This is a genomic window from uncultured Lutibacter sp. (assembly GCF_937891065.1).
In the GTDB taxonomy this organism is placed as follows: Bacteria; Bacteroidota; Bacteroidia; order Flavobacteriales; family Flavobacteriaceae; genus Lutibacter.
Genome location: NZ_CALAEQ010000047.1, coordinates 1 through 22,759 on the forward strand (window position 1 = coordinate 1; position 22,759 = coordinate 22,759).

The window sequence follows — 22,759 nt, forward strand, 5'->3', positions numbered from 1 at the left end:
AGGACCACCTGATTATGAGTCAGGTGCTCTAACCAACTGAGCTATGGGACCTAAAAAACAGGTTGCAAAATTAATACTATTTTACTTTATGTACAATATTTATTTCATAAAAATATTTCTAAAAAATAAATTACCTTAGCTAAAAACATCTAACATGCGGAAAATCTTATTTTTACATACTCTAATTATTTTTGCTCATCTTAATTTAACTGGCCAAAACTCCGATTTAGAGCAACATCGTTTTATTGATGATGTACGTTTTGGTGGTGGAATAAATATAGGAATGGGCAACAATTACTCTACTTTTTCTATATCTCCAAGTGCTATTTATGATTTTTCGGATGAATTTAGTGCTGGCCTGGGACTAACTTATGTATATGTTAAAAACAAATCGCTCGTAAATTCAACTACTAACATATATGGAGGTAGCCTCTTAGCATTTTATAGGCCGATTAGCAACTTGCAATTTTCATCAGAATTTGAACAATTAAAAATTGACCAAGCATACGCATTTTCATCTTTAAATGAGGATGCTTCTTTATGGCAACCTGCATTATATATTGGTGCTGAATATGTTACCGGAAACATTTCTATGGGTTTGCGATATGATATATTATATGACAAAACTACAAACGTAATTTATTCATCTGCTTTATCTCCGGTGTTTAGAGTCTATTTTTAAACCAAACTTTTTGATATTCCCTTTTTAAAATTAAAAAAGTTATTTGTTCAACTGTAATGTCTAAGTTTTCAGCCTTTATAGTTGCCAATTCTTTTTCAGGCACATCTATTCTGTACATTAAGTTTAAATAATCATCATAACTATTAGTCAGTAGATTTAATATTATTTTGCTTAACACCTCTTTTAATTGAATTGGTGTATAAGACAATTCAAAAGTTTCATTCAAATTAGATAATTGAAAATCTTTATTTAATTGTAAAATTAACTGTTGATATAAATTTTCTATATCAACTTTTTGTAATAATTCTAATGAGTTTGATACTGGTAACATTATATAGTACGTTTCATTAAACTTAAACCAAAGTTTTTAAGAACTACTTTCTTTTCTTCTGAAATTGATAGTTCATCTAAAATTTTAAATGCATTATTTGTATAAGCTTCAATTTCTGAAATAGTAATTGCTGGTATTTTATTTCTTTCAAACAAATTGGTTACTTCACTTACTTTATCCTTTGAATTCGCAGAATTATACAACTTCAACAAACGTTCCCTATCTTTAGTTTCACAAACTTCAATAGCTTTTAAGTATAAAAAGGTTTTTTTATTTTCAATAATATCACCTCCTATTTGCTTTCCAAAAGTTGCTTCATTTCCAAAAGTATCTAAAAAGTCATCTTGTAATTGAAATGCTATTCCAAGATTTAAACCAAAATTATAAATTCTATCTGCTTCAGCCTCACTTACATTTGCAATAATAGCTCCCATCTTCATTGAAGCAGCCACCAAAACAGATGTTTTATAAGTAATCATTTTCAAATACTCCGAAATTATCACATCGTTTCTTATTTCAAAATCGACATCTAATTGCTGCCCTTCACATACTTCCAAAGCGGTTTGGCTAAATAATTTTAATAATTTTTTAAATATGATAGGTTCGTAATTTTCGAAACACTGATATGCCATTATCATCATAGCGTCACCAGATAAAATGCCCGTATTAACATCCCATTTTTTATGAACCGTTTCTTTTCCTCTTCTTATAGGAGCACTATCCATAATATCATCATGAACCAAAGTGAAATTATGAAACACTTCAATAGCTAATGCTGCGTCAAAGGCTTCTTTGGGATTTTCATCAAATAAATCACACGTCATTATTGCTAAAATTGGCCTTAAACGCTTACCTCCTATTTGTAAAATATATTGAATAGGTGCATATAGATTTTCAGGCTCTTTTAAAACTATCTTTTTATTTAAATATCTTAAAAAATCCTCTTTATAAACTTCAATACTCATATACTCTTATTTTACAGTAAAAATACTGCTTTCATCTGTTTTATTAAACCTAATTTAATTAAAATGTTATCAAAATGTTAAAACTTTGGAAACTTTCATTGTTTCTTAAGTTTCCTTTACTATATTTGCAGCCTCAATTTTATAAATAAATTGAATTTATGAAAGAAACAATATTAAAAAAATCTGGAGAAATATTTCTGAAATTCGGCTTTAAAAGTGTCACAATGGACGACATAGCCAATGAATTAGGTATCTCTAAAAAAACCATTTATAAGTATTTTAAAAACAAAGTTGAACTTGTTGATGAAGCTACAGAATATACGCATAGCTTAATGCATACTGAAGTTTTAAAAATCTATGATATGGGCTATAATGCCATTGAAGAGAATTTTGAAGTAAATAAAAAATTTAAAGGACTATTACAAAATTCGGATAATTCACCTATTTATCAATTGCAAAAATACTACCCAGAAACATACAAAAGAATAATGTCTCAAGAATTCTGCATGTTTAAGGATTGCTTATCAAACAATATTGAAAAAGGAATAAAAGAAGGTCTATTTAGGCCCGATATTGTTAAAGATCAGGTTGTAAAATTCTACTTTTCACTTATTATGAGTGTGCATGATTCAAACTTATATAAATATAGTAAAAACACCATAAATAAATTAGAATTAAATGTTCTTGAATATCACACAAGAGCTATATCAACAAAAAAAGGATTAGAAATTTTAGAAGAACAATTAGATAAAAATAAATTTTAAGAATGAAAAAAATAATACTCCTACTTATTGGAATATCTTTAAATTTTAGCATAAATGCACAAGAAAGCATTACGTTATCGCTTCAACAAGCTATAGATTATGCTTTGGTAAATAGTTATGAAGCTATAAATGCAACTAGAGATATTGATGCAGCTAAAAAGAAAAAATGGGAAACAACAACTATTGGTTTACCAGAAATTAGCGCGAAATTAGATTACCAAAATTGGATAAAACAGCAAGTATCTTTAATTCCGGCTGAGTTCTTTGGTGGAAATGAAGGTGAATTTGCTGAAATTGCGTTTGGAACAAAACACAATATGAATGCAACCGCTACTTTAAACCAATTAATTTTTGATGGTTCATATTTAGTTGGGTTACAATCAGCAAAAACTTATTTAAAAATTTCTGAAAACGCAAAAGAGAAAACAGATCTTGGAGTTAGAGAAGCTGTTATTAACGCCTACGGAAATGTATTATTAAGTGAAGAAAGCATTGTTATTTTAAAAAGAAACATAACAACTTTAGAAAAAAACTTAAATGAAACTAATCAAATTTATTTAAATGGTTTAGTTGAAGAAGAAAGCGTAGAACAACTAAAAATTACTTTAGCACAAATTAATAGCCAGTTATCAAAAACAGAAAACTTAAATAATATTGCCTATAAAATGTTGAATATTACATTAGGGATAGATATAAAATCTTCAGTAAAATTAACAGATAACTTAAACAAGCTAGTAGAAGAAAATATAAATTTAGACTTACTTTCGTCAGAATTATCTTTAGAAAATCACGTAGATTTTAAAATTGCTAAAAATACTGAAAGATCAAATGAACTTTTAATGAAATTAGAACAAAGCAAAGCATTACCAACACTTAAAAGTTTTATTAATTTTGGTTATGCTGGTTTTGGCGAAAACTTTGATTTTCAAAAAAAAGAACAACAATGGTTTGATTCTTCATTGTTAGGTGTAAGTTTAGAAATTCCAATTTTCAGCAGTTTAGCACGTAGTTCAAGAACACAACAAGCTAAAATTGAACTTGAAAAAGCTAGAACAGTACTTACGCTAACTGAACAAAAACTATTTCTTCAATTAGAAACAGCTAAAACAGAATACAATTATAGTATTGAAGAATTTGAAACTTCAAAACAAAATTTAGCATTAGCTGAACGCATTGAAAAGAAGCAACAAATTAAATTTTTTGAAGGGATTTCAACCAGTTTTGAACTTTCAGAAGCGCAAAGACAATTATACACGCTACAACAAAGTTATTTACAAGCAATGCTGAATATAATTGCAAATAAGGCGGCTTTAGATAATGCATTAAACACACCAATTAACAACTAGAAAACAAACACAATGAAAAAAATAATAGCACTTTATATAACTACAGTTCTTCTAATATCTTGTGGAGAAGAAATAAAAAAATCATCTATTTCTGATTTAAATTCAGAAAAAGCTACATTAGTTAATCAAATTGACAGTTTAAATAAGCAATTAAAAATTGTAGAAACACAACTAATTAAATTAGACACTACTAAAAAACTACATGTTGTAACTATTTTACCAGTCAAAAATGAGCTTTTTAAACATTATATAGAAATTCAAGGAGTTGTTCAAGCGGACAAAAACATTGAAATAAGACCAGAAATGGGCGGAACTGTTACAGCTATTTATGTAAAAGAAGGTCAGCGTGTTTCAGCAGGTCAAACTTTAATTCAGTTAGATGATATTACTATTAAAAATAGTATTTCAGAATTAACAACACAATTAAATTTATCAAAAACTACGTTTGACCGTCAGGAGCGCTTATGGAATCAAAAAATTGGTTCAGAAATGCAATATTTACAGGCAAAGGCACAAAAAGAAAGTTTAGAGAACAACTTAGCTTCATTAAGAACACAAGCTAAAAAAATGAAAATCATTGCTCCTTTTAGTGGAATTGTAGATGAAGTTTTCCCAAGAATTGGTGAATTAACAAGTCCACAATCACCAACTGTGCGTTTATTAAATTTAGACAACGTATATATTGAAGCCGATGTAACTGAAACATATTTACCTGTTGTAAAAATAGGAACAGAAACTATGTTAAATTTCCCTTCAATAGGTAAAGAAGTTGAGTCTGAAATTTCACAAATAGGAAACTACATAAATCCAGATAACAGAAGTTTTAAGGCTAGAATCAATATTTCTAATAAAGATAACAGCATTAAACCAAACTTATTAGCCGATTTAAAAATAGTTGATTTTAAACAAGAAGGCATAGTAATTCCGTCAACTTTGGTTCAAAAAGACCAAAAAGGAAACGATTATGTTTTCACCTTAAAAACAGAAAATGATGAAAATATAGTTATCAAAAAACTAATTAAAATTTCAAAAGAATACAACAATGAGGCTTTTATTTCAGGCGGTTTAGAAGCTACTGATACACTAATAGACAAAGGTGCTAGAATTGTAAAAGCTGGTGATATTGTTAAGGTAATTAACTAATTAAATCTGTAAACTAACTAGAACAGAATTATAATGAATAAAGAATTTAAAATATCCACGTGGTCCATTTATAATAAAATGACCGTTTTTGTGATAATTGCTATGATTTTTATGGCAGGTATCTTTTCATACACGAGCATGCCTCGCGAAGCATTTCCAGAAATTGTTGTGCCAGAAATTTATGTTTCTACACCATATCCCGGAAACTCTGCATTAGACATAGAGAAATTAATAACCAGACCTTTAGAAAAAGAAATAAATGGAATTTCTGGTGTTGACGAGATTATTTCAACTTCAATTGAAGGGTTTTCTTCAATTCAAGTAAAATTTGATTTTAGCATATCACCAACTGAAGCTTTACGCAAGGTGAAAGATAAAGTTGATGCAGCTACTTCTGATAAAGATTTCCCAAAAGATTTACCTGCAGATCCAAATGTTCAAGAGTTAAATTTTGCTGAATTAATGCCAATTATGAACATTAATTTATCCGGAGATTTCTCAATGGATCAATTAAAAGAATATGGTGAGTATTTAGAAGAAGAAATTGAAAAAGTTCCTGAAATTTCAAAAGTTGATATTAGAGGAATTCAGGATAAAGAGATTGAAATTAGCGTTGATTTGTACAAGATGGAAACATCACAAATTAGTTTTAATGATATTGCCATGGCCATTCAAAATGAGAACATGACAGTCTCTGGTGGTGATTTGCTTGAAAATGGTATTAGAAGAAATGTACGTGTTATTGGTGAATTTAGATCCGCTAAAGAAATAAGTGATATTATAGTAAAACAAGAAAATTATAACATTGTTTATTTAAGAGATATTGCTATTGTTAGTTTTAAAGAGCAAGAAAAACAAAGTTTTGCTCGTGAGTTTTCACAACCCGTTTTAATGTTAGATGTTACCAAACGTGGTGGTGAAAATTTAATAAATGCTTCAGAACAAATTGATGTTATTTTAGCAAAAGCAAAAGAGGAATACTTCCCTGAAAACTTAAATATTTCTAAAACAAACGACCAAACAAATGATACTAAGACAATGGTTGCTGACCTTGAAAATAGTATTATTTTAGGAATTATTTTAGTGGTTTTAGTACTGCTTTTCTTCCTAGGAATTAGAAATGCATTATTTGTTGGTATTGCAATTCCACTATCCATGTTTATGTCCTTTATTGTGCTAAACGCCTTGGGAGTAACATTAAACACAATGGTGCTATTTTCATTAGTAATTGCATTAGGAATGTTGGTTGACAACGGAATTGTGGTTGTTGAAAATGTTTACAGACTATTAGACGACGGCTATTCAAAAATTGACGCCGCAAAATATGGTGTTGGTGAAGTTGCAATGCCAATTATTGCTTCTACCGCAACAACTTTAGCAGCCTTTCTTCCTCTTGCTTTTTGGCCAGGAATGATGGGTGAATTTATGCGCTATTTACCAATTACATTAATAATTGTTTTAAGTTCATCACTATTTGTAGCCCTACTAATAAACCCAATGTTAACTTCTGTTTATATGAAAATAAAAGAAGATGAAGTTAACTTTAAAAAGGTTTTAATTTATAGCAGCATACTATTTACTTTTGGAGTTTTATTTATAATTGGTGGATTATCAACAGATTCAAAAGGTTTAAATGCCATTGGTTTGCTTTTAGCTTTGGCTGGTTTATTACGTGTTCTAAATACTAAATTTTTAAGTCCTGCAACCGAGTGGTTTCAAACAAAATTTTTACCAAGACTTGAGGTTTTTTATGAAGGAACTTTAGTATATACTTTAAAAGGAAAAAGACCAGCATGGTTCTTTTTAGGAACATTTGGATTGTTATTATTTTCGTTTGTATTATTCGCTATTTTCCCTCCAAAAGTATTATTCTTTCCAGAAACACCACCAAAACAAGTGTATGTTTACTTAGAATACCCAATAGGAACAGATATTGAAGTTACCAATAAACTTTCTGTTGAAATTGAAAATAACATTCAAGAATACTTAAAAAAATATGAAGTTAATGGTGAAAACCAAATTATAACTTCAGTAATTGGTCAAGTAGGTGAAGGAACAAGTGATCCAAACCAAGGTCAACAAGGCGGAACTACGCCAAATAAAGCGCGTATTACTGTAGATTTTGTGAAATTTATAGATCGTGGCGAAGTAGATACAGATGACGTTTTGATTGAAATAAGGCAATTACTTCAAAATTTTCCAGGTGTAAATATAACTGTTGACAGACCTTCTGATGGACCTCCAACTGGAGCGCCAGTTAATATAGAAGTTTCTGGTGATGATTACGAAGAGTTATTAGCAGCTTCAGAAAATATTAAACAACACATAAATGATGCTAATATTTTAGGTGTAGAAGAATTAAGTTTAGATGTTGAACAAGGAAAACCAGAATTACCTTTTATAATTGACAGACAAAAAGCAAGAAGTTTAAATGTTTCAACTGGTCAAATTGGTGATGCTATTAGAACATCATTATTTGGAAAAGAGATTTCAACTTTTAAAGATGGAGAAGATGATTACCCAATAAACATTCGTTTAATGGATAAATATCGTTATAATAAAGAAACGCTTTTAAATCAGAAAATTACTTTTAGAAATGCTAGTAACGGAAAAATTGTTCAAGTTCCAGTTTCTGCAGTAGCACATTCTGAAACTTCGTCAACATTTAGCGCCGTAAAACGTAAAGAACTAAATAGAGTTATTACTATATTTTCTAATGTTCTTGAAGGGTATAATGCAACCGAAATAAATGACCAAATTAAAAAGGTGATGGAAAACTATAATTTACCTAAAAATATTTCCGTTTCGTTTACTGGCGAACAAGAAAAACAAGCCGAAGAAATGGCCTTTTTAAGTAAAGCTTTATTAATTGCTGTTTTCTTAATATTTTTAATTTTAGTTGGGCAATTTAACTCAACCTCAACGCCTATTATCATCTCATTATCAGTTCTTTTAAGTTTAATTGGAGTATTGCTCGGATTAATAATTTTTAGAATGGAATTTGTAATTATGATGACAATGATTGGTATTATATCACTCGCCGGAATTGTTGTAAACAACGCCATTGTATTGATAGATTACACCAATTTAATTATGATTAGAAAACGTGAAGAAAACGGTTTAGAAAAAGGTACTTTAACAAAAGAATTAATTTATGAAAGTATTGTTGAAGGTGGAAAAACTCGTTTACGTCCAGTATTATTAACAGCTATAACAACTATTTTAGGATTGTTGCCATTAGCAATTGGAATCAATATTAATTTTATGACATTGTTTACGGAATTTGACCCGCAATTTTACATTGGTGGTGAAAACGTAGCATTTTGGGGGCCAATGTCTTGGACTATTATTTTTGGTTTATCATTCGCTACTTTCTTAACCTTAATAATTGTTCCAATAATGTATTCTTTAATTAATAATTTAAAAGTGAGGCTTAAAAGAAATCAATAAACAAAGATTTAAAAAGAAACACTAAAGTGAGGCTGCATAAAAGTAATTTAATACTTTTATGCAGCCTTTTTCAATTAAACAAAAAAAAAGAGATATTACTTTTGTAAACGGTAATGGTTTTGATTCAGTAAAAAACACCAAAAACAATCTTTTAATTATTTTTGCTACCACCACTAATGAATCAAAAAAATAAGTTATTAATTAAATGAAAAACCAAAAATCATATACTGTTGATGAGGCTACAAAAGCTTTAGAACATTTTTGCGCATATCAAGAACGATGTCATAAAGAAGTTGAGCAAAAATTATATGATTTAAAAATGATCCCTGAAGCCAAAGAACTAATAATACTTCATTTACTACAACATAATTTTTTGAATGAAGAACGCTTTAGTAAAACTTTTGCGAGAGGTAAATTCTCCATAAAAAAATGGGGGAAAATTAAAATTGTAAATGAACTTAAATTCAAAAATATTTCTTCATATAATATTAAATCTGCTTTAGCTGAAATTAATGATGAAGATTATTTAATTACACTTCAAAAAATAGCTGAAAAAAAATTTCAGCTAATAAAGGAACCAAACTCTTTTAAGAAAAAAAACAAACTTTCAAATTTTCTTATTTCAAAAGGTTTCGAAACTAATTTAGTTTATAAGGTTGTAAATAACTTAGATTAATTCTACTTATATATAATACTGATTTTAATCAGTAGTTCTCAAAACGTTATTTTGTAATTTTGAGTGTATTACTACTATTTTTAATGCTAAAATCATGAAAAAAATATTCTTCATTCTAATTGTGCTGTTTATCACTTCTTATACATACAGTCAAAACAACAAATTGCAAAAAACCGAAATAAAAGGTGATTTAACAGAAGTAACATTATTTTATGAAAACGGTACTATTATGCAACATGGTTTTTATACTGAAGACGGGAAATTACATGCCTCTTGGGAAAGCTATAATATTGATGGAAGTAGAAAATGTGTCGCTATTTATAATTATGGAGTAAAAGTTGGTATTTGGACATATTGGGACGGAAATAAAATAACAAAAGTTACTTATGATAACAATAAAATAATAGAAATAAAAGAAGTAATTAACGGGAAAAAAGTTGAAAATAATATTTGAAACTCAATTACAAAAATTAGAAACTCCTTTTTTTTAGGTTTATATAATCCGTTTTATAATTAGTGAATTATTGAATTTATTTTGGTTTGTTTAAAAATTTAAATGAGTATATTTTAACATTATTAGATTTTATCCTTAAATTAGGACATGGGAAGTAAAATTGATTATTAAATATGATTTAATTGTGATAGGAAACAAAGAAATTGAAAAATTAAAATTTTTTGAATTATTATTAAATGAATTAAATTCAATAATAGTTTCAAGTGATAAAAATGGAAATATAACATATATATCCCCAGCAACAGAAAAGATCCTTGGTTATAAAATTAAGGACCTTTTAGGAAAACGCTGGTGGAAATTAACATTTTTATCAAAAGAAGAAGGTAAATTATTCAAAGACAAAGTTTGTGATTTAGTATCCGGAAAAAAAATAATTGATAATAAGCCTTACGAAAGAAAATTAAAATGTTTAGATGGTAGCTTTAAATGGATTGAATGGCGAGATTCTATTAGCATAAATAACACTTTCGTATCTATTGGAATTGACATTAGTGAATGGAAAAAAACTGAAGAAAAAAAAATACAATCAGATACCATTTTAAAGAATATGGATTCAATGGTAATGGTTAGTAATAGTGAAGGAAATATCATTTTTTCAACTCCTGTAGTTAAAAATATTATAGGCTATTCTAAGGAAGAAATAATGGGTGATAAATGGTGGAAGGTAACTTTTGACAATCCACATGAAGCAGAAAAAGTTAAAAATGCAATTCATAAATATCTTTTTTTTAATGAAAAAGATTTTACAGATATCACCAAAAGGAAAATAAAAACAAAAGATGGAAATTATAAATGGATTAAATGGCAAATATCTAAAGGTGTAAATAATACTTATATTTCTATAGGAACAGATATTACCAGTATCATATTAAAAGATTTAGAGTTAAAAAAGGCAAAAAATATAGCTGAAGAATCATTAAAAGTTAAAAATGAATTTTTAACTAATATGAGTCATGAAATTAGAACCCCCTTAAATGCAGTAATTGGCTTTACTGATTTACTCTTAGAAACTGAATTAACTTCAGAACAACAGTTGCATTTAGAAACAATGCGAAATTCCGGAGAAATTTTACTATCCTTAATTAATAATGTATTAGATCTTTCCAAATTAGAATCTGATAAATTGGAAATTGAAGAAATTTCATTCGACTTACATAAAAATTTGAATGAAGTTGTAAGAATAATGAAAATAAAAGCAAATGAAAAAAAAATATCTCTAGAATTAAATATAGATACTAACATTCCAAAAATTGTTATTGGAGATCCAAATAGATTAGGACAAATATTGTTAAACTTAATTGGAAATGCAGTTAAATTCACAAATGAAGGTTTTGTAAAAGTTTCTGTAAAACAGTTAAGTGAAGTAAATAATATTTCAACTATTTTGTTTGAAATTAAAGACACAGGTATTGGGATAGTTTCAAATAGAATCAATACAGTTTTTGGAGCTTTTACACAAGCTAAAAGTGATACTTCCAGAATTTATGGAGGTACAGGTTTAGGGCTTACCATTGTTAAAAAAATAGTTAGTCTTTTAAATGGAGAAATTAAAGTTGAAAGTGAATTTGGAAAAGGAAGTATTTTCAAAATAATTGTACCTTTAAAGAAATCATCTGAAATTATAAAAAATACAATTGAAGAGGATATCTTATTTGATAAGCCTCTTGGGTTAAATATTCTATTAGTAGATGATAATAAAACAAACCAATTATTAGCTAAAACAAGGCTACTACGATGGAAATGTAATGTAGATATTGCTAATAACGGAATTGAAGGTGTTAAAAAAGTGCAGCGGAAATTATATGATATTATTTTAATGGATATTCAAATGCCTATAATGGACGGATATGAGGCAGCGAAAATAATTAAAAATGATTTATCTGAACAAGTTTCAAAAATACCAATAATTGCCATGTCTGCGTATACTTCTAAAACAGATATTAAAAGAGCTTTAGATGCTGATATGGACGATTATATTTTTAAACCATTTAAACCAAAAGAACTTTATAAATTATTAGAAAAATATGGAAACGTCCAAAGAACAAATAAAACAAATGAAATTGATGTTGCTAAAACCACTTATAAAAGTAATGAAATTGTAAAATATATAAATCTTAAATTTTTAAAAGAAGAAACATTTAACGAAAGTTCAATAATGATTTTGCTAATAAAATCCTTTGTCATTGAAATTGAAGAATTTTTAAGTATCATGGATAAAGAGTTTAAAAATAAAAATTGGGAGCAACTTCATAAGGCAACTCATAAAATTAAACCAAGTGTTACATTGTTTGGAATTTCAAAACTCGACCCAATTATTCATACATTAGTGAATAGATTTAGAGAAGAAAAACAATTGGACACTATTGAAGAGCTTATTATTTCTTGTCGAAAAATATGTGAACACGTAAAAATGGAATTATTAACCGAACTAAAAACATTAGATAGTGAATGATAAAAAAAAGATTGTTTTAGCCGAGGATAATTCTACCCTTTCATTATTGTTAAAATTTAAATTAACAAAAGAGGGTTATGATGTATTTGTAGCTGAAGATGGTAAAAAAGCAATTGAGTTTATTGAAGAGCATAATCCAGTATTAATTTTAACTGATATTATGATGCCGTTTGTTAGTGGTTTAGAAGTAATTAGCCATGTGCGAAATAAACTAAATCTACAAACTCCAATAATCGTATTTTCAGCTGCTGGTCAAGAAGAAATGGTATTAAAAGCTTTTAATTTGGGCGCAAATGACTTTATGGCTAAACCCTTTAGCCCAAATGAATTGGTAATTCGAGTTAAAAGATTAATTGGTTAATGAATATTGTCAATTGCAAGCATGAACAAATTTCTATATTTTATTGATTCTTTAAAAGAAGAACCACTCTTAATTCAAATAGTTTGGTTGTTGAGTTTTGTGTTATTTGTAATCATTATAATTTCAATAATTTATCTCAAATTTCTAAGAACCCATTTACGATTGAACGATAAAATTGCTGAAAAATATAAAAATGAATACGAAGCAAATCTTATAACGTATCTGTATTCGGAAAATGAAGAAGGTCTAATAAGTTCCGAACAGCAATCAATTATTAAGCAATTGAAAAACGGTGCAATTAACAAATTTAAAAGAGAAATTATTATTTCAACATTGTTAAAGTTGTTAAATGAAATCTCTGGAGAGATGGCAGATTCTATTCAAAATCTATACTATCAAACAGCTCTTAATAATTATGCCGTAGCTAAATTGAAGAGTGGGAATTGGTATTTTATAACAGAAGGAATCAGAGAGCTTAAATTATTTCGTGTTAAAGACGCTCATAAAGACGTTGAAAAACATGTAAATCACTCTAAAAGTGAAGTTCGTAAAGAAGTACAATTGTACTTAGTAAACTTATTTAGTTTTAAAGGACTTAATTTCTTAAATGATTTAAAAACACCTTTATCAGAATGGGATCAAATTCAACTGTTAGAAGAGTTACAAAAATTTGATGATCAAGAAATACCAGATATTACTTTATGGTTAAAATCTGAAAATGATTATGTAGTAATTTTCGCATTGAAACTTGCTAAAATTTATAATCAGTTTGGAATGAAAGAAATACTTTTAGAATTGCTAAATCATGAAAGTGAAAGAGTAAGACTTGAATTAATTCCTGTTTTAAACCATTTGTATATTGTTGAAGCTAAAGAAGTTTTAAAAAGTAACTTCAGTGAAAGAAGTAGAGAAGAACAAATTGAATTCTTAAAATTATTAGAGAATTTAGGGGATGAAAATGACGAGCATTTTATACTTCAACATATTTATAATAATGATTTTGAAATTAGGTTATCTGCATTAAAAATATTAAAAAATATAAACCTCAGTAAGTTTGAAAATTTAGAATTAACTAAGCCAGAAGCTGAGTTTGTAGAAATGGTTAAATTCATAAAAAATAATTAATTATGGATACGAGTACCGTAAATACAATATTACTTATTTTTCATTATTTTTTTTTCGCCTATGCTTTTGCTGCAATTTCTTCTTACATAATACTTGCAATAATTTCAATAGTTGAAACTATTGAATATAAGAAAAAAAACAAATTTGTTAATTATAAAGAAATTTTATCTTCAGATATAGCACCTTCTATTTCTATTATAGCACCAGCTTATAATGAAAGTTTAAATATTATTGAAAATGTACGATCATTACTATCTAATCATTATGCAAATTATGATGTTATTATTGTAAATGATGGAAGTAAAGATAACAGCCTAGAATTACTGATTGAAGCTTATGATTTAGTAAAAGTAGATTATCTCATCAATCAACAAATTTTAACACAACCAGTAAGAGAAGGTGTTTTTAAATCCAAAAATCCAGCATTTGAAAAACTGATAGTTGTAGATAAAGAAAATGGTGGGAAAGCAGATGCTTTAAATATGGGTTTAAATATTAGTACAAGTAAATATGTTGCTTGTATAGATGTAGACTGCTTGTTATTAGAAGATGCGTTACAAAAAATGATAAAACCCTTTTTAGAATTAACAGAAGTTAAAGTAATTGCAACAGGTGGAGTAATAAGAATTGCAAATGCTTGCATCATTAAAAGTGGTAAATTATTAGATGTAAATATGCCTAAATCAATGCTTGAAAGAGCTCAAATTTTGGAATATATTCGATCATTTTTATTGGGAAGAATGGCTTGGAGCAGATTGAATGGTTTATTGGTAATTTCTGGCGCTTTTGGAATGTTTGATAAAAAAATAGTAATTGAAGTTGGAGGTTATGACACCAATACTGTTGGAGAAGATATGGAAATTATTGTTAGAATGAGAGTACATATGGAAGAACAGAAAAAAAAATATAAAGTAGCATATATTCCCGATCCTTTATGTTGGACTGAGGCTCCAGATAATTATAAAACATTTATATCTCAAAGAAACAGATGGACTAGAGGTACTATTGAAGTGCTTAAAAAACATAGAAGAATAGGGCTAAACCCTAAATATAGATCTTTAGGTCTTGTTAGTTTCCCCTTTTGGTTTATTTTTGAAAGAATGGCTCCAATAATAGAAGTTGTTGGAATTGTTTATTTTTGTATACTTATGGCGCTTAGGGAATTGAGATGGGATTATGCATTTGTGTTTTTTATTTCAGCTTATTTATTTACAGTTCTATTTTCTATAGTTGCTATACTTTCTGAAGAAAACACCTATCATCAATATAAAAAGAAAGGAACAGGGTATAAATTAATAAGAACAATTTTATTGGAACCTTTTCTTTTTCATCCATTTGTATTATATGCTGCAATTAAAGGAAATTTTGATTATTATTTTAACAAGAAGATAAAATGGGGAGTAATGACACGAAAAGGAATGACAAAAGCAGCAGAGAGTAATTAGTAAAACAACTTAATATTAATAACATGAAATTTAAATCTCAAGCTGAAAATATTTATAAATATATCTATTTAACAATTGCATTAATCTGCACATTCTGGTTTTTAAGTTTATTTGAAATTTATATCAACTTTACCAATATTGTAAAAGCTCAAGATTTAGGACATACATTACTTTATAAGTTGCTCAATGATTTTTGGTCTGGGCTAATCATAGGATTGCTGTTTTTACCTTTTTATTTGGTAATTATCTCTTTTTTTAAAAATTTTGGAAAAGTATTTTTTTACATTCTATTTACCTTAGTTGTGCTAGTTCAATTTGGATTGATAAAATACAGCCAAACAACCTTATTAAATTTGGGAGCAGATATTTTAGGATATTCATTTAATGATGTTTATATTACTGTTACCTCTTCCGAAACAATGTCATTCATATATTTTTTACCTTTTATAATTATTTCAACCATCTTTATAAGTGTTATTTATATTTTAAAAAAATATAGTACGCACATACAATTGCTTGCTACTGTCACTATTTTAATAATTCTTTTTGGAAGCATAAAATTAATATTTTCAGAATCTTCAAATGCTGTTTACCAAAACAAAATATATTATTTAGCCAAAGACATTATTAGATTTCAAAATGAAAAAAGTGAACTAAGTAGTTTAGATTTATATAATAGAAACGATTATCCACTTCTAAAACCCTTTAAAGAATCAAAAGACGTATTATCTCCTTTTTTTAACTTGAATGAAGAAAAGCCCAACATAGTAATAATAATTGTTGAAGGGTTAGGAAGTGAATTTGTAGGTGAAAATACGTATGGTGGTTTTACACCATATTTAGATTCGCTTATCTCAAAATCGTTGTATTGGGAGAATTTTGTAAGTACCACGGGTAGAACTTTTGGCGTTATTCCATCATTACTAGGCTCTTTACCTTATGGTGAAACAGGGTTTTTAGAACTGCCAAAAATACCATCACACATTTCATTAATAAGTGTGTTAAAAGCAAACAGTTATACAACATCATATTATTCGGGAGACCAATCAAGTTTTGATAAGAAAGTCAACTTTTTAGAATACAATGGTATAGACCATTTGATTGATGAAAATAAATTTGGGTCAGAATATGTTAAAACAGCAGGTAATTCAGGAGGTTTTTCTTGGGGCTACCCAGATGCTGAAATATTTAAAAAAACCTTAGCTTCATTAGATGGCAAAACCTTACCTAGATTAGATATAATTATGACACTCACCAATCATGAGCCATTTAGCTTCCCTTTAAAAGAGGAATATGAAGTTAAAATTGATAGTATTATAAACACAAATCAAAAATTTAAAATTTCCCCAGAAGACATCATTGCAAATAAAGATATTTATACAAGTTTATATTACACAGATACTTCTATTAAAGATTTTATGGAAGCTTATGCTAAAAGAGAAGAATATAACAATACTATATTTATAATTACTGGCGATCACAGGTTAATACCAATTTCACAAAAAGACAAATTATGTAGATTCCATGTTCCCTTATATATTTTTAGCCCAATGTTAAAGAAATCAGAGAAATTCAAATCTATTTCATCACATTGGGATGTGACACCCAGTTTATTATCTTTCCTAATGAATAATTTCAAATTTAATAATTTGGAAGAAACAACTTGGATGAGTCAAGGGTTAGATACAGCTAAAAATTTTAGAAATATACATCAAATACCATTAATGAGGTATAAAGGAAGTATTAATGATTTTATTTATAAAGATTATTTACTCTCGGATGGGGAACTATATAAAATAAATGAAAATTTTGGAACTTATAAAGTTATAGAAGAAGAGCTCCTTAAAACGGTATTAGATTCATTAAAGGAATTCAAAAAAGTAAATGCATACATTACCCAAAGAAATAAAATTTTTCCTGATTCTCTAAATATTTATATTAAACCAAGCATTGAATTCTCAGCAGGAGAGATTGCAACAATTAAAGAATTAACCCAAGGGTTAAACTTTGATCAAACATTTAAAATTGCCAGAGAAAAAGCATTTAATAAAGAACGTAAAACAGCAAGATTACTTTGTAACTATATTTTAAATGAACTTCCAAATCATGCTGATGCCAGAACTTTAAAAGGAAGAACATTAGCTTGGGATGGAAATTATACTGAAGCTGAAGTTGAATTATTAAATGTAATTAAAAGAAGTCCCTATTATGAAGATAGTTATTTGGCACTTTTAGATTTATATTGGTGGTCTACTCAAGATGAAAAATCAATAGATATAGTTAAAAAAGCACGTGAAAACGAAATACAATCCGCTGCTATTAGTTTTAAATTAGCAAAAGCTTTAAAACGTTTGAACAATTTAGAAGGTGCAACTAAATTAATGGATAGTATATTAGCTATATACCCAGAAAATGAAGAATTCCTAACCTTTAAACAATCCCTATAATGCTATCAAAATCTATTTTAAAATTATTATCATTATTGTTGTTTATTTCAGTTTATCAAAGTTTTGCACAACAAAAGGTATTTAATGGTAATCCCGATACTGCATTTGAAAAAGCACGTGAATTAGCATTTAATAAACAACGTAAACAAGCACAAGATTCCTTATTATTTATTTTAACCAAATATCCAGACTATCTTGATATTCGTTCGTTTTTAGCAAGTACTTATTCTTGGGATGGAGCTTATAAAAAAGCTAGAAAAGAATTCTCTTACGTTTTAAATAAGGATGCAAAAAGAAAAACCGATTGGATAGCAGCCATTAATAATGAATTATGGGGAGAAGTACCATTTAACGCCTTGGAATTGGTGAATAAAGCTTTAGATCACTACCCTAAGGATGTAGATATATTACTTTTAAAAGCGAAGGCAGAAGAAAATTCCAACAATCCAGAAGAAGCTTTACAAACAGTAAAAGCTGTTTTGAGAGATTCTCCAGAAAATCAAAAAGCAAAAGAATACAAGCAGAGTTTAATTAATGGTTTAAGCTTCAACACTATTGGATTTAATTCTTCAATAGACTTGTATTCGAAAAATGAAAGAGATCCAATGCAATACCACACCATAAAATATGGCAGACAAACAAAATATGGGAGTATTACCGCTAAGGTTAATTTCAATCGGAGGTTTCAAACAAATGGCGTTCAATATGAACTAGATATGTATCCTAAAATTTCAAAAGGATTGTATGCATACGTTAGTGCTGGAGTATCTAATACTAGTTTGTTTCCTAGTGTGAGATATGGAGCAGAACTATACAAGTCATTACCAAAATCATTTGAAATATCACTAGGGTTTAGAGGTTTAAAATATACTGAAACTACTACTATATATACAAGTTCGGTTGGCTGGTACACAGGAAATAGCTATTGGTCTTTTCGTACCTACATAACACCTGGAGATGGTGGCTCAAGTAAGTCGGGAACACTTAATTACCGAAAATACAGGAGTGACGCAGAAAACTATTTTAGTATATCAGCAGGTATTGGTTTTTCACCTGAAATAGATCCATTCCCATTAAATGAGAATGAAGAAGCAATATTCGATTTGAAGTCACAAAAATTCAATGTTGGCTATTATTTCACATCTAATAACAAACAACATGCTTGGGGAACTAAGTTTAGCCTTTCTCACGAAGAAAAAAGTTTTTCTTTAGGTGATTATTATTTATTTTATTCACTAGGCGTTTCTTATAATGTAAAGTTTAAATAATATTAGTAAGTTTAATTCCTAATTGCTCAATTAAATAATCTATACGATTTATAAAAGTGCCATTAATAATTGGTAAATTATAATTATATTGCTAACGTTTCAAAAAATAATCTATGTTAGAGTTAGCAGGTATTATAATTTTAGGGATTATTGCGCAATGGTTTGCTTGGAAATTTAAGTTACCAGCCATATTACCTTTAATTTTAATTGGGTTAATAGTCGGTCCCTTTTCAACCTTATTATCTAGTGATGGTTCTAAATGGATTGAACCTGTATGGAACGGAACTGATGGATTATTTCCAGGAGAAAAATTATTTAGTTTTGTTTCTTTAGCTATTGGAATTATTCTTTTTGAAGGTGGTTTAACTCTTAAAAAGGAGGAAGTACTAAATGTTGGTCCAGTTATCTTGAAATTGATTACGTTAGGAGCAGTAATAACTTTTTTTGGTGCTGGAATTGCTGCACATTTTATATTTGACTTAAGTTGGGCAATTTCATTTTTATTTTCTGCGCTAATTATAGTTACAGGTCCTACTGTTATTGCACCAATACTTCGAAACATTCCTTTAAAAAAAGACATTTCTGCAGTATTAAAATGGGAAAGTATATTAATAGATCCTATTGGTGCATTGGTAGCTGTTTTGGTTTTTGAATTTATAAGTGTAGGTGAAGGTTATGCATATACCAAAGAGGCTTTAATTGAATTTGCGAAAATTGTAGTTATTGGTGTTTCCATTGGTTTTACATTTGCTTATGGATTATATTACGCCATAAAAAAAAGCTTAATTCCTCATTATTTGCTGAATGTTGCAACCCTAGCAAGTGTTCTCTTTGTTTTTGTATTGTCTGATTTTTTCGCTCACGAATCTGGATTACTTTCAGTAGTAATTATGGGAATGGTTTTAGGAAATAAGAAAGCAAAAGAGTTGAAAGGGATACTTTATTTTAAAGAATCAATTAGCGTATTGTTAATTTCAATTTTGTTCATTTTGCTTTCAGCAAATATTAATATTAACGATTTATATTTATTATATAGATGGGAATCGTTAATGCTTTTTTCAGTTGTTATTTTTGTTTTAAGACCTTTAGGCGTTTTCTTAAGCACTATAAATTCCGGTTTAAAAATCAATGAAAAAATATTTATTAGTTGGGTTGGACCACGAGGTATAGTTGCTGCAGGTATTGCTTCATTATTTGGACTTAAATTAACAATGCAAGGGGAACCAGGGGCTCAATATATTACACCTTTGGTTTTTATGATAGTTTTAGGAACAGTACTTTTAAACGCTACTACAGCCAGATTGTTTGCTAAAATGTTTGGTGTTTTTTTAAAATCATCAGATGGTATTTTAATTGCGGGTGCTTCAGGTTTTTCAAGATTAATAGCTACTTATTTACAACAAAATAATAGGCGTGTCGTGTTAATAGATAGTAACCCTAAAAGTATTGAAAAAGCAAAAGCATTGGGCTTAGAGGCAATTGAAGGAAATGTATATGCCGATGATTTAATAGATAATATTGAATTGAATGACGTTGGTTTTTTACTAGCCTTAACGGCAAGTGCATCTGTTAACAGATATGTTTTAGAAAAATTTTCTGAAGAATATGGTGAGAATGGTTCTTTTAGGTTAATTTCTACTGAGGAAATGCTGGAAGGAAAACATAAGCCCGATATTAATTTATTTACTCATAATGATGATTATATTAATTTAAGCGAAGTGGTAAGGGATTTCCCTTTTATTCATGAAGTTGAAATTGAATCTAAAGAAAATTATAAAAAATTATTAAAGAAAGTTAACTTTGAAACACATGCAATTCCAGTTTTTATTAAAGATAAAAATGGAGGAATCCATATTATATCATCTTTATTAAATGATGATATCATTGAAAAAGGAAATAAGTTAATGTATGTAGGAAAAGAAATAGGTTAACCTAAATAAGTGCCAACATATGAAAACATTAAAAAAAGTTGGAATTTCACTACTAGGAATTATTGCAATTGCATTAATTACGGCATTATTTGTTTCAAAAGATGCAAGCTATGACAAATCAATTATCATTAATGCTCCAGTTGAAGTTGTTTGGCAACATGTAGCAACTTTTGAGGCTCAAGGTAAATGGAGCCCTTGGAGCGTATACGACCCTGAAATTAAACAAGAATTAATAGGTATTGATGGTGCAGTAGGAGCTAAACAAAGTTGGGAAAGTGAGCATGAAAAAGTTGGGAAAGGGGAACAAACTATTTTTAATATGGTTCCAAATTCTATTATTGAAACAGATTTAAAGTTTTATGTTCCTTACGAAAGTGAAGCAAAAGGATTTATTAAGTTAGAATTAGAAGGAAGTGGAACTAAAGTAACGTGGGGATTTAAAAGCGTTATGCCTTACCCTTTTAATTTAATGAAATTATTTATGGACTTGGATGAAATGATGGAGGAAGATTGGAATTTAGGATTGAATAAATTAAAAGAATTAAGTGAAGATTAACTTTTTCAGAAAATAATTTTCTTAATGTTTTAAAATAAAAAGAGTAGCTAATCAAATTGTTTAGCTACTCTTTTTTAATATATAAAATATTTTATTTTTCGTTTTTCCAATAACGTGGGTTTGTTTCTTCAGAAACCTGATTCCAATAGTCTTGGTTCACAATGTGCCCATCAAACGTTTTTAATTTACGTTGAAAAACCCAAATGGTTGGATTAAATACCATATCTGTTGTAGCAACAGTATATAATTGAGGCTCTTCTTCCGTTTTTCTTTTTTCTTCGTCAATTATTATTTCAAAACCGTTATGTTCTAATAATTTTTTTAAAAAATCTTTACGGTTTTCATCAATCTTTTTTTCAACAAAAGTAACTCTTGTATCTCCAATACTTCCAAATGAATGCTTTCCTTCTAATCCCATAACTTCTTAATTATAAATGCTACTTAATTCGTAAATATATTCATATAACGGGCTATATAAACCTAATACTACAATACCAATTACCGTAATTATTAAGCCTAAACGCATATATAATTTATTCTTAAAAAACGGAATTGGATTTTCACCTTTTCTTAAAAACATTGCTCTTACTACTAATAAATAGTAATATAAAGATATAGTTACATTCACCACTGCTAAAAATACTAATAAGTAATAACCCTCACTTGCTGCTGCTGTGAATAAGAAAAACTTACCAAAGAAACCTGCAACTGGCGGAATACCAGCCAACGAGAACAATGCTAAAAGCATTACTAAACTTAATTTAGGATTTGTTCTGTACAAACCTTCATAATCAGTCATATTTTCTTTCCCTGTTTTTGAAGAAATTGCTTGAACAACACCAAAAGCAGCTAAATTTGAGAAGATGTAAATCATCACAAAATAAACAACTGTAGCAGTTCCTAATTGTGTACCAGCTATTAAACCAAGTAATATAAATCCAGCTTGTGCAATAGATGAAAAAGCTAAAAAGCGTTTCATATTTTGTTGACGTATTGCAAATAAGTTACCAATAAACATTGTGGCAATTGCAATTACATATACCATATTTTCCCAAACGTGCATTAAAGGTTTAAAAATGGTAAATAATAAAATCATTAAAATAAATACTGCAGCTCCTTTTGAAATTACTGACAAATATGAAGCAACACTAATTGGTGCACCTTCATAAACATCGGCAGTCCAGAAATGAAATGGCACTAATGATATTTTAAACGATAAGCCTGAGAAAAATAAAATAAAACCTAAAATAGTTAAGTTACTTGCCGAAATAGTTCCAATAATATCGTGAAAAAATATTGAGCC

The 22,759-nt window shown here is 28.3% G+C and carries 19 protein-coding genes; 15 read left to right on the plus strand and 4 right to left on the minus strand.

Translation table 11 applies throughout. From position 1 onward, the window contains the following. The first annotated feature begins 154 nt into the window (after positions 1-154). Positions 155-682: an alpha-ketoglutarate decarboxylase gene (locus Q0352_RS02790; RefSeq protein ID WP_299523264.1), complete on the plus strand. Its 528-nt coding sequence runs from the start codon at positions 155-157 to the stop codon at positions 680-682. Here the strand turns inward: Q0352_RS02790 and Q0352_RS02795 are convergent. Together Q0352_RS02795 and Q0352_RS02800 are read right to left on the minus strand one after the other, a co-directional pair. After that, complete coding sequence (locus Q0352_RS02795) at positions 666-1,013, minus strand: hypothetical protein (protein ID WP_299523267.1); 348 nt, start codon at positions 1,011-1,013, stop codon at positions 666-668. The genes Q0352_RS02790 and Q0352_RS02795 overlap by 17 nt on opposite strands. Next, positions 1,013-1,978, minus strand: coding sequence for a polyprenyl synthetase family protein (locus tag Q0352_RS02800; protein ID WP_299523270.1), 966 nt, complete (start codon positions 1,976-1,978; stop codon positions 1,013-1,015). Before Q0352_RS02800 ends, Q0352_RS02795 begins: the two co-directional genes overlap by 1 nt. A gap of 158 nt (positions 1,979-2,136) precedes the next feature. On the opposite strand from Q0352_RS02800, the gene Q0352_RS02805 reads away from it, so the two are divergent. The 14 genes from Q0352_RS02805 (at position 2,137) to Q0352_RS02870 (ending at position 21,456) form a co-directional block, all read left to right on the plus strand. Next, a complete protein-coding gene (locus Q0352_RS02805; RefSeq protein ID WP_299523273.1) occupies positions 2,137-2,742 on the plus strand; it encodes a TetR/AcrR family transcriptional regulator in 606 nt (201 codons plus the stop codon). A 2-nt stretch (positions 2,743-2,744) separates the two neighbouring features. Further along, the gene (locus tag Q0352_RS02810) at positions 2,745-4,088 is read left to right on the plus strand and encodes a TolC family protein (protein ID WP_299523276.1); all 1,344 of its coding nucleotides are present in this window, start codon (positions 2,745-2,747) and stop codon (positions 4,086-4,088) included. 12 nt (positions 4,089-4,100) lie between these two features. Next, the gene (locus tag Q0352_RS02815; RefSeq protein WP_299523279.1) at positions 4,101-5,231 is read left to right on the plus strand and encodes an efflux RND transporter periplasmic adaptor subunit; all 1,131 of its coding nucleotides are present in this window, start codon (positions 4,101-4,103) and stop codon (positions 5,229-5,231) included. A 33-nt stretch (positions 5,232-5,264) separates the two neighbouring features. Continuing rightward, complete coding sequence (locus Q0352_RS02820) at positions 5,265-8,681, plus strand: efflux RND transporter permease subunit (RefSeq protein WP_299523282.1); 3,417 nt, start codon at positions 5,265-5,267, stop codon at positions 8,679-8,681. Between the two features lie 205 nt (positions 8,682-8,886). Next, the gene (locus Q0352_RS02825) at positions 8,887-9,357 is read left to right on the plus strand and encodes a regulatory protein RecX (protein WP_299523285.1); all 471 of its coding nucleotides are present in this window, start codon (positions 8,887-8,889) and stop codon (positions 9,355-9,357) included. A gap of 94 nt (positions 9,358-9,451) precedes the next feature. After that, entirely contained in the window at positions 9,452-9,811 is a 360-nt protein-coding gene (locus Q0352_RS02830) for a nicotinic acid mononucleotide adenyltransferase (RefSeq protein ID WP_299523288.1), read from the plus strand. 184 nt (positions 9,812-9,995) lie between these two features. After that, positions 9,996-12,323 (plus strand): PAS domain S-box protein, encoded by a 2,328-nt coding sequence (locus Q0352_RS02835; RefSeq protein ID WP_299523291.1) that lies wholly within the window; start codon positions 9,996-9,998, stop codon positions 12,321-12,323. Continuing rightward, positions 12,316-12,684 (plus strand): response regulator transcription factor, encoded by a 369-nt coding sequence (locus tag Q0352_RS02840; protein WP_299523294.1) that lies wholly within the window; start codon positions 12,316-12,318, stop codon positions 12,682-12,684. The genes Q0352_RS02835 and Q0352_RS02840 overlap by 8 nt, the downstream gene beginning before the upstream one ends. Before the next feature lie 21 nt (positions 12,685-12,705). After that, a complete protein-coding gene (locus Q0352_RS02845; protein WP_299523297.1) occupies positions 12,706-13,809 on the plus strand; it encodes a hypothetical protein in 1,104 nt (367 codons plus the stop codon). Positions 13,810-13,811: 2 nt separating this feature from the next. After that, complete coding sequence (locus Q0352_RS02850; protein WP_299523300.1) at positions 13,812-15,254, plus strand: glycosyltransferase family 2 protein; 1,443 nt, start codon at positions 13,812-13,814, stop codon at positions 15,252-15,254. Positions 15,255-15,277: 23 nt separating this feature from the next. Then, positions 15,278-17,701 carry a sulfatase-like hydrolase/transferase gene (locus Q0352_RS02855; protein ID WP_299523303.1) on the plus strand — a complete coding sequence of 808 codons (2,424 nt, stop codon included), beginning with the start codon at positions 15,278-15,280 and terminating at the stop codon, positions 17,699-17,701. Then, positions 17,701-18,969, plus strand: coding sequence for a YaiO family outer membrane beta-barrel protein (locus Q0352_RS02860; RefSeq protein ID WP_299523306.1), 1,269 nt, complete (start codon positions 17,701-17,703; stop codon positions 18,967-18,969). Before Q0352_RS02855 ends, Q0352_RS02860 begins: the two co-directional genes overlap by 1 nt. A 113-nt stretch (positions 18,970-19,082) precedes the next feature. After that, complete coding sequence (locus Q0352_RS02865; protein WP_299523309.1) at positions 19,083-20,900, plus strand: sodium:proton antiporter; 1,818 nt, start codon at positions 19,083-19,085, stop codon at positions 20,898-20,900. Positions 20,901-20,919: 19 nt separating this feature from the next. Then, positions 20,920-21,456 (plus strand): SRPBCC family protein, encoded by a 537-nt coding sequence (locus Q0352_RS02870; RefSeq protein ID WP_299523312.1) that lies wholly within the window; start codon positions 20,920-20,922, stop codon positions 21,454-21,456. A 91-nt stretch (positions 21,457-21,547) separates the two neighbouring features. On the opposite strand, the gene Q0352_RS02875 is transcribed toward Q0352_RS02870, so the two are convergent. Beyond that, positions 21,548-21,874 (minus strand): hypothetical protein, encoded by a 327-nt coding sequence (locus Q0352_RS02875; RefSeq protein ID WP_299523317.1) that lies wholly within the window; start codon positions 21,872-21,874, stop codon positions 21,548-21,550. Positions 21,875-21,880: 6 nt separating this feature from the next. After that, positions 21,881-22,759: NADH-quinone oxidoreductase subunit N (locus tag Q0352_RS02880; protein ID WP_299523320.1), on the minus strand; the 879-nt coding region annotated here is incomplete at its 5' end.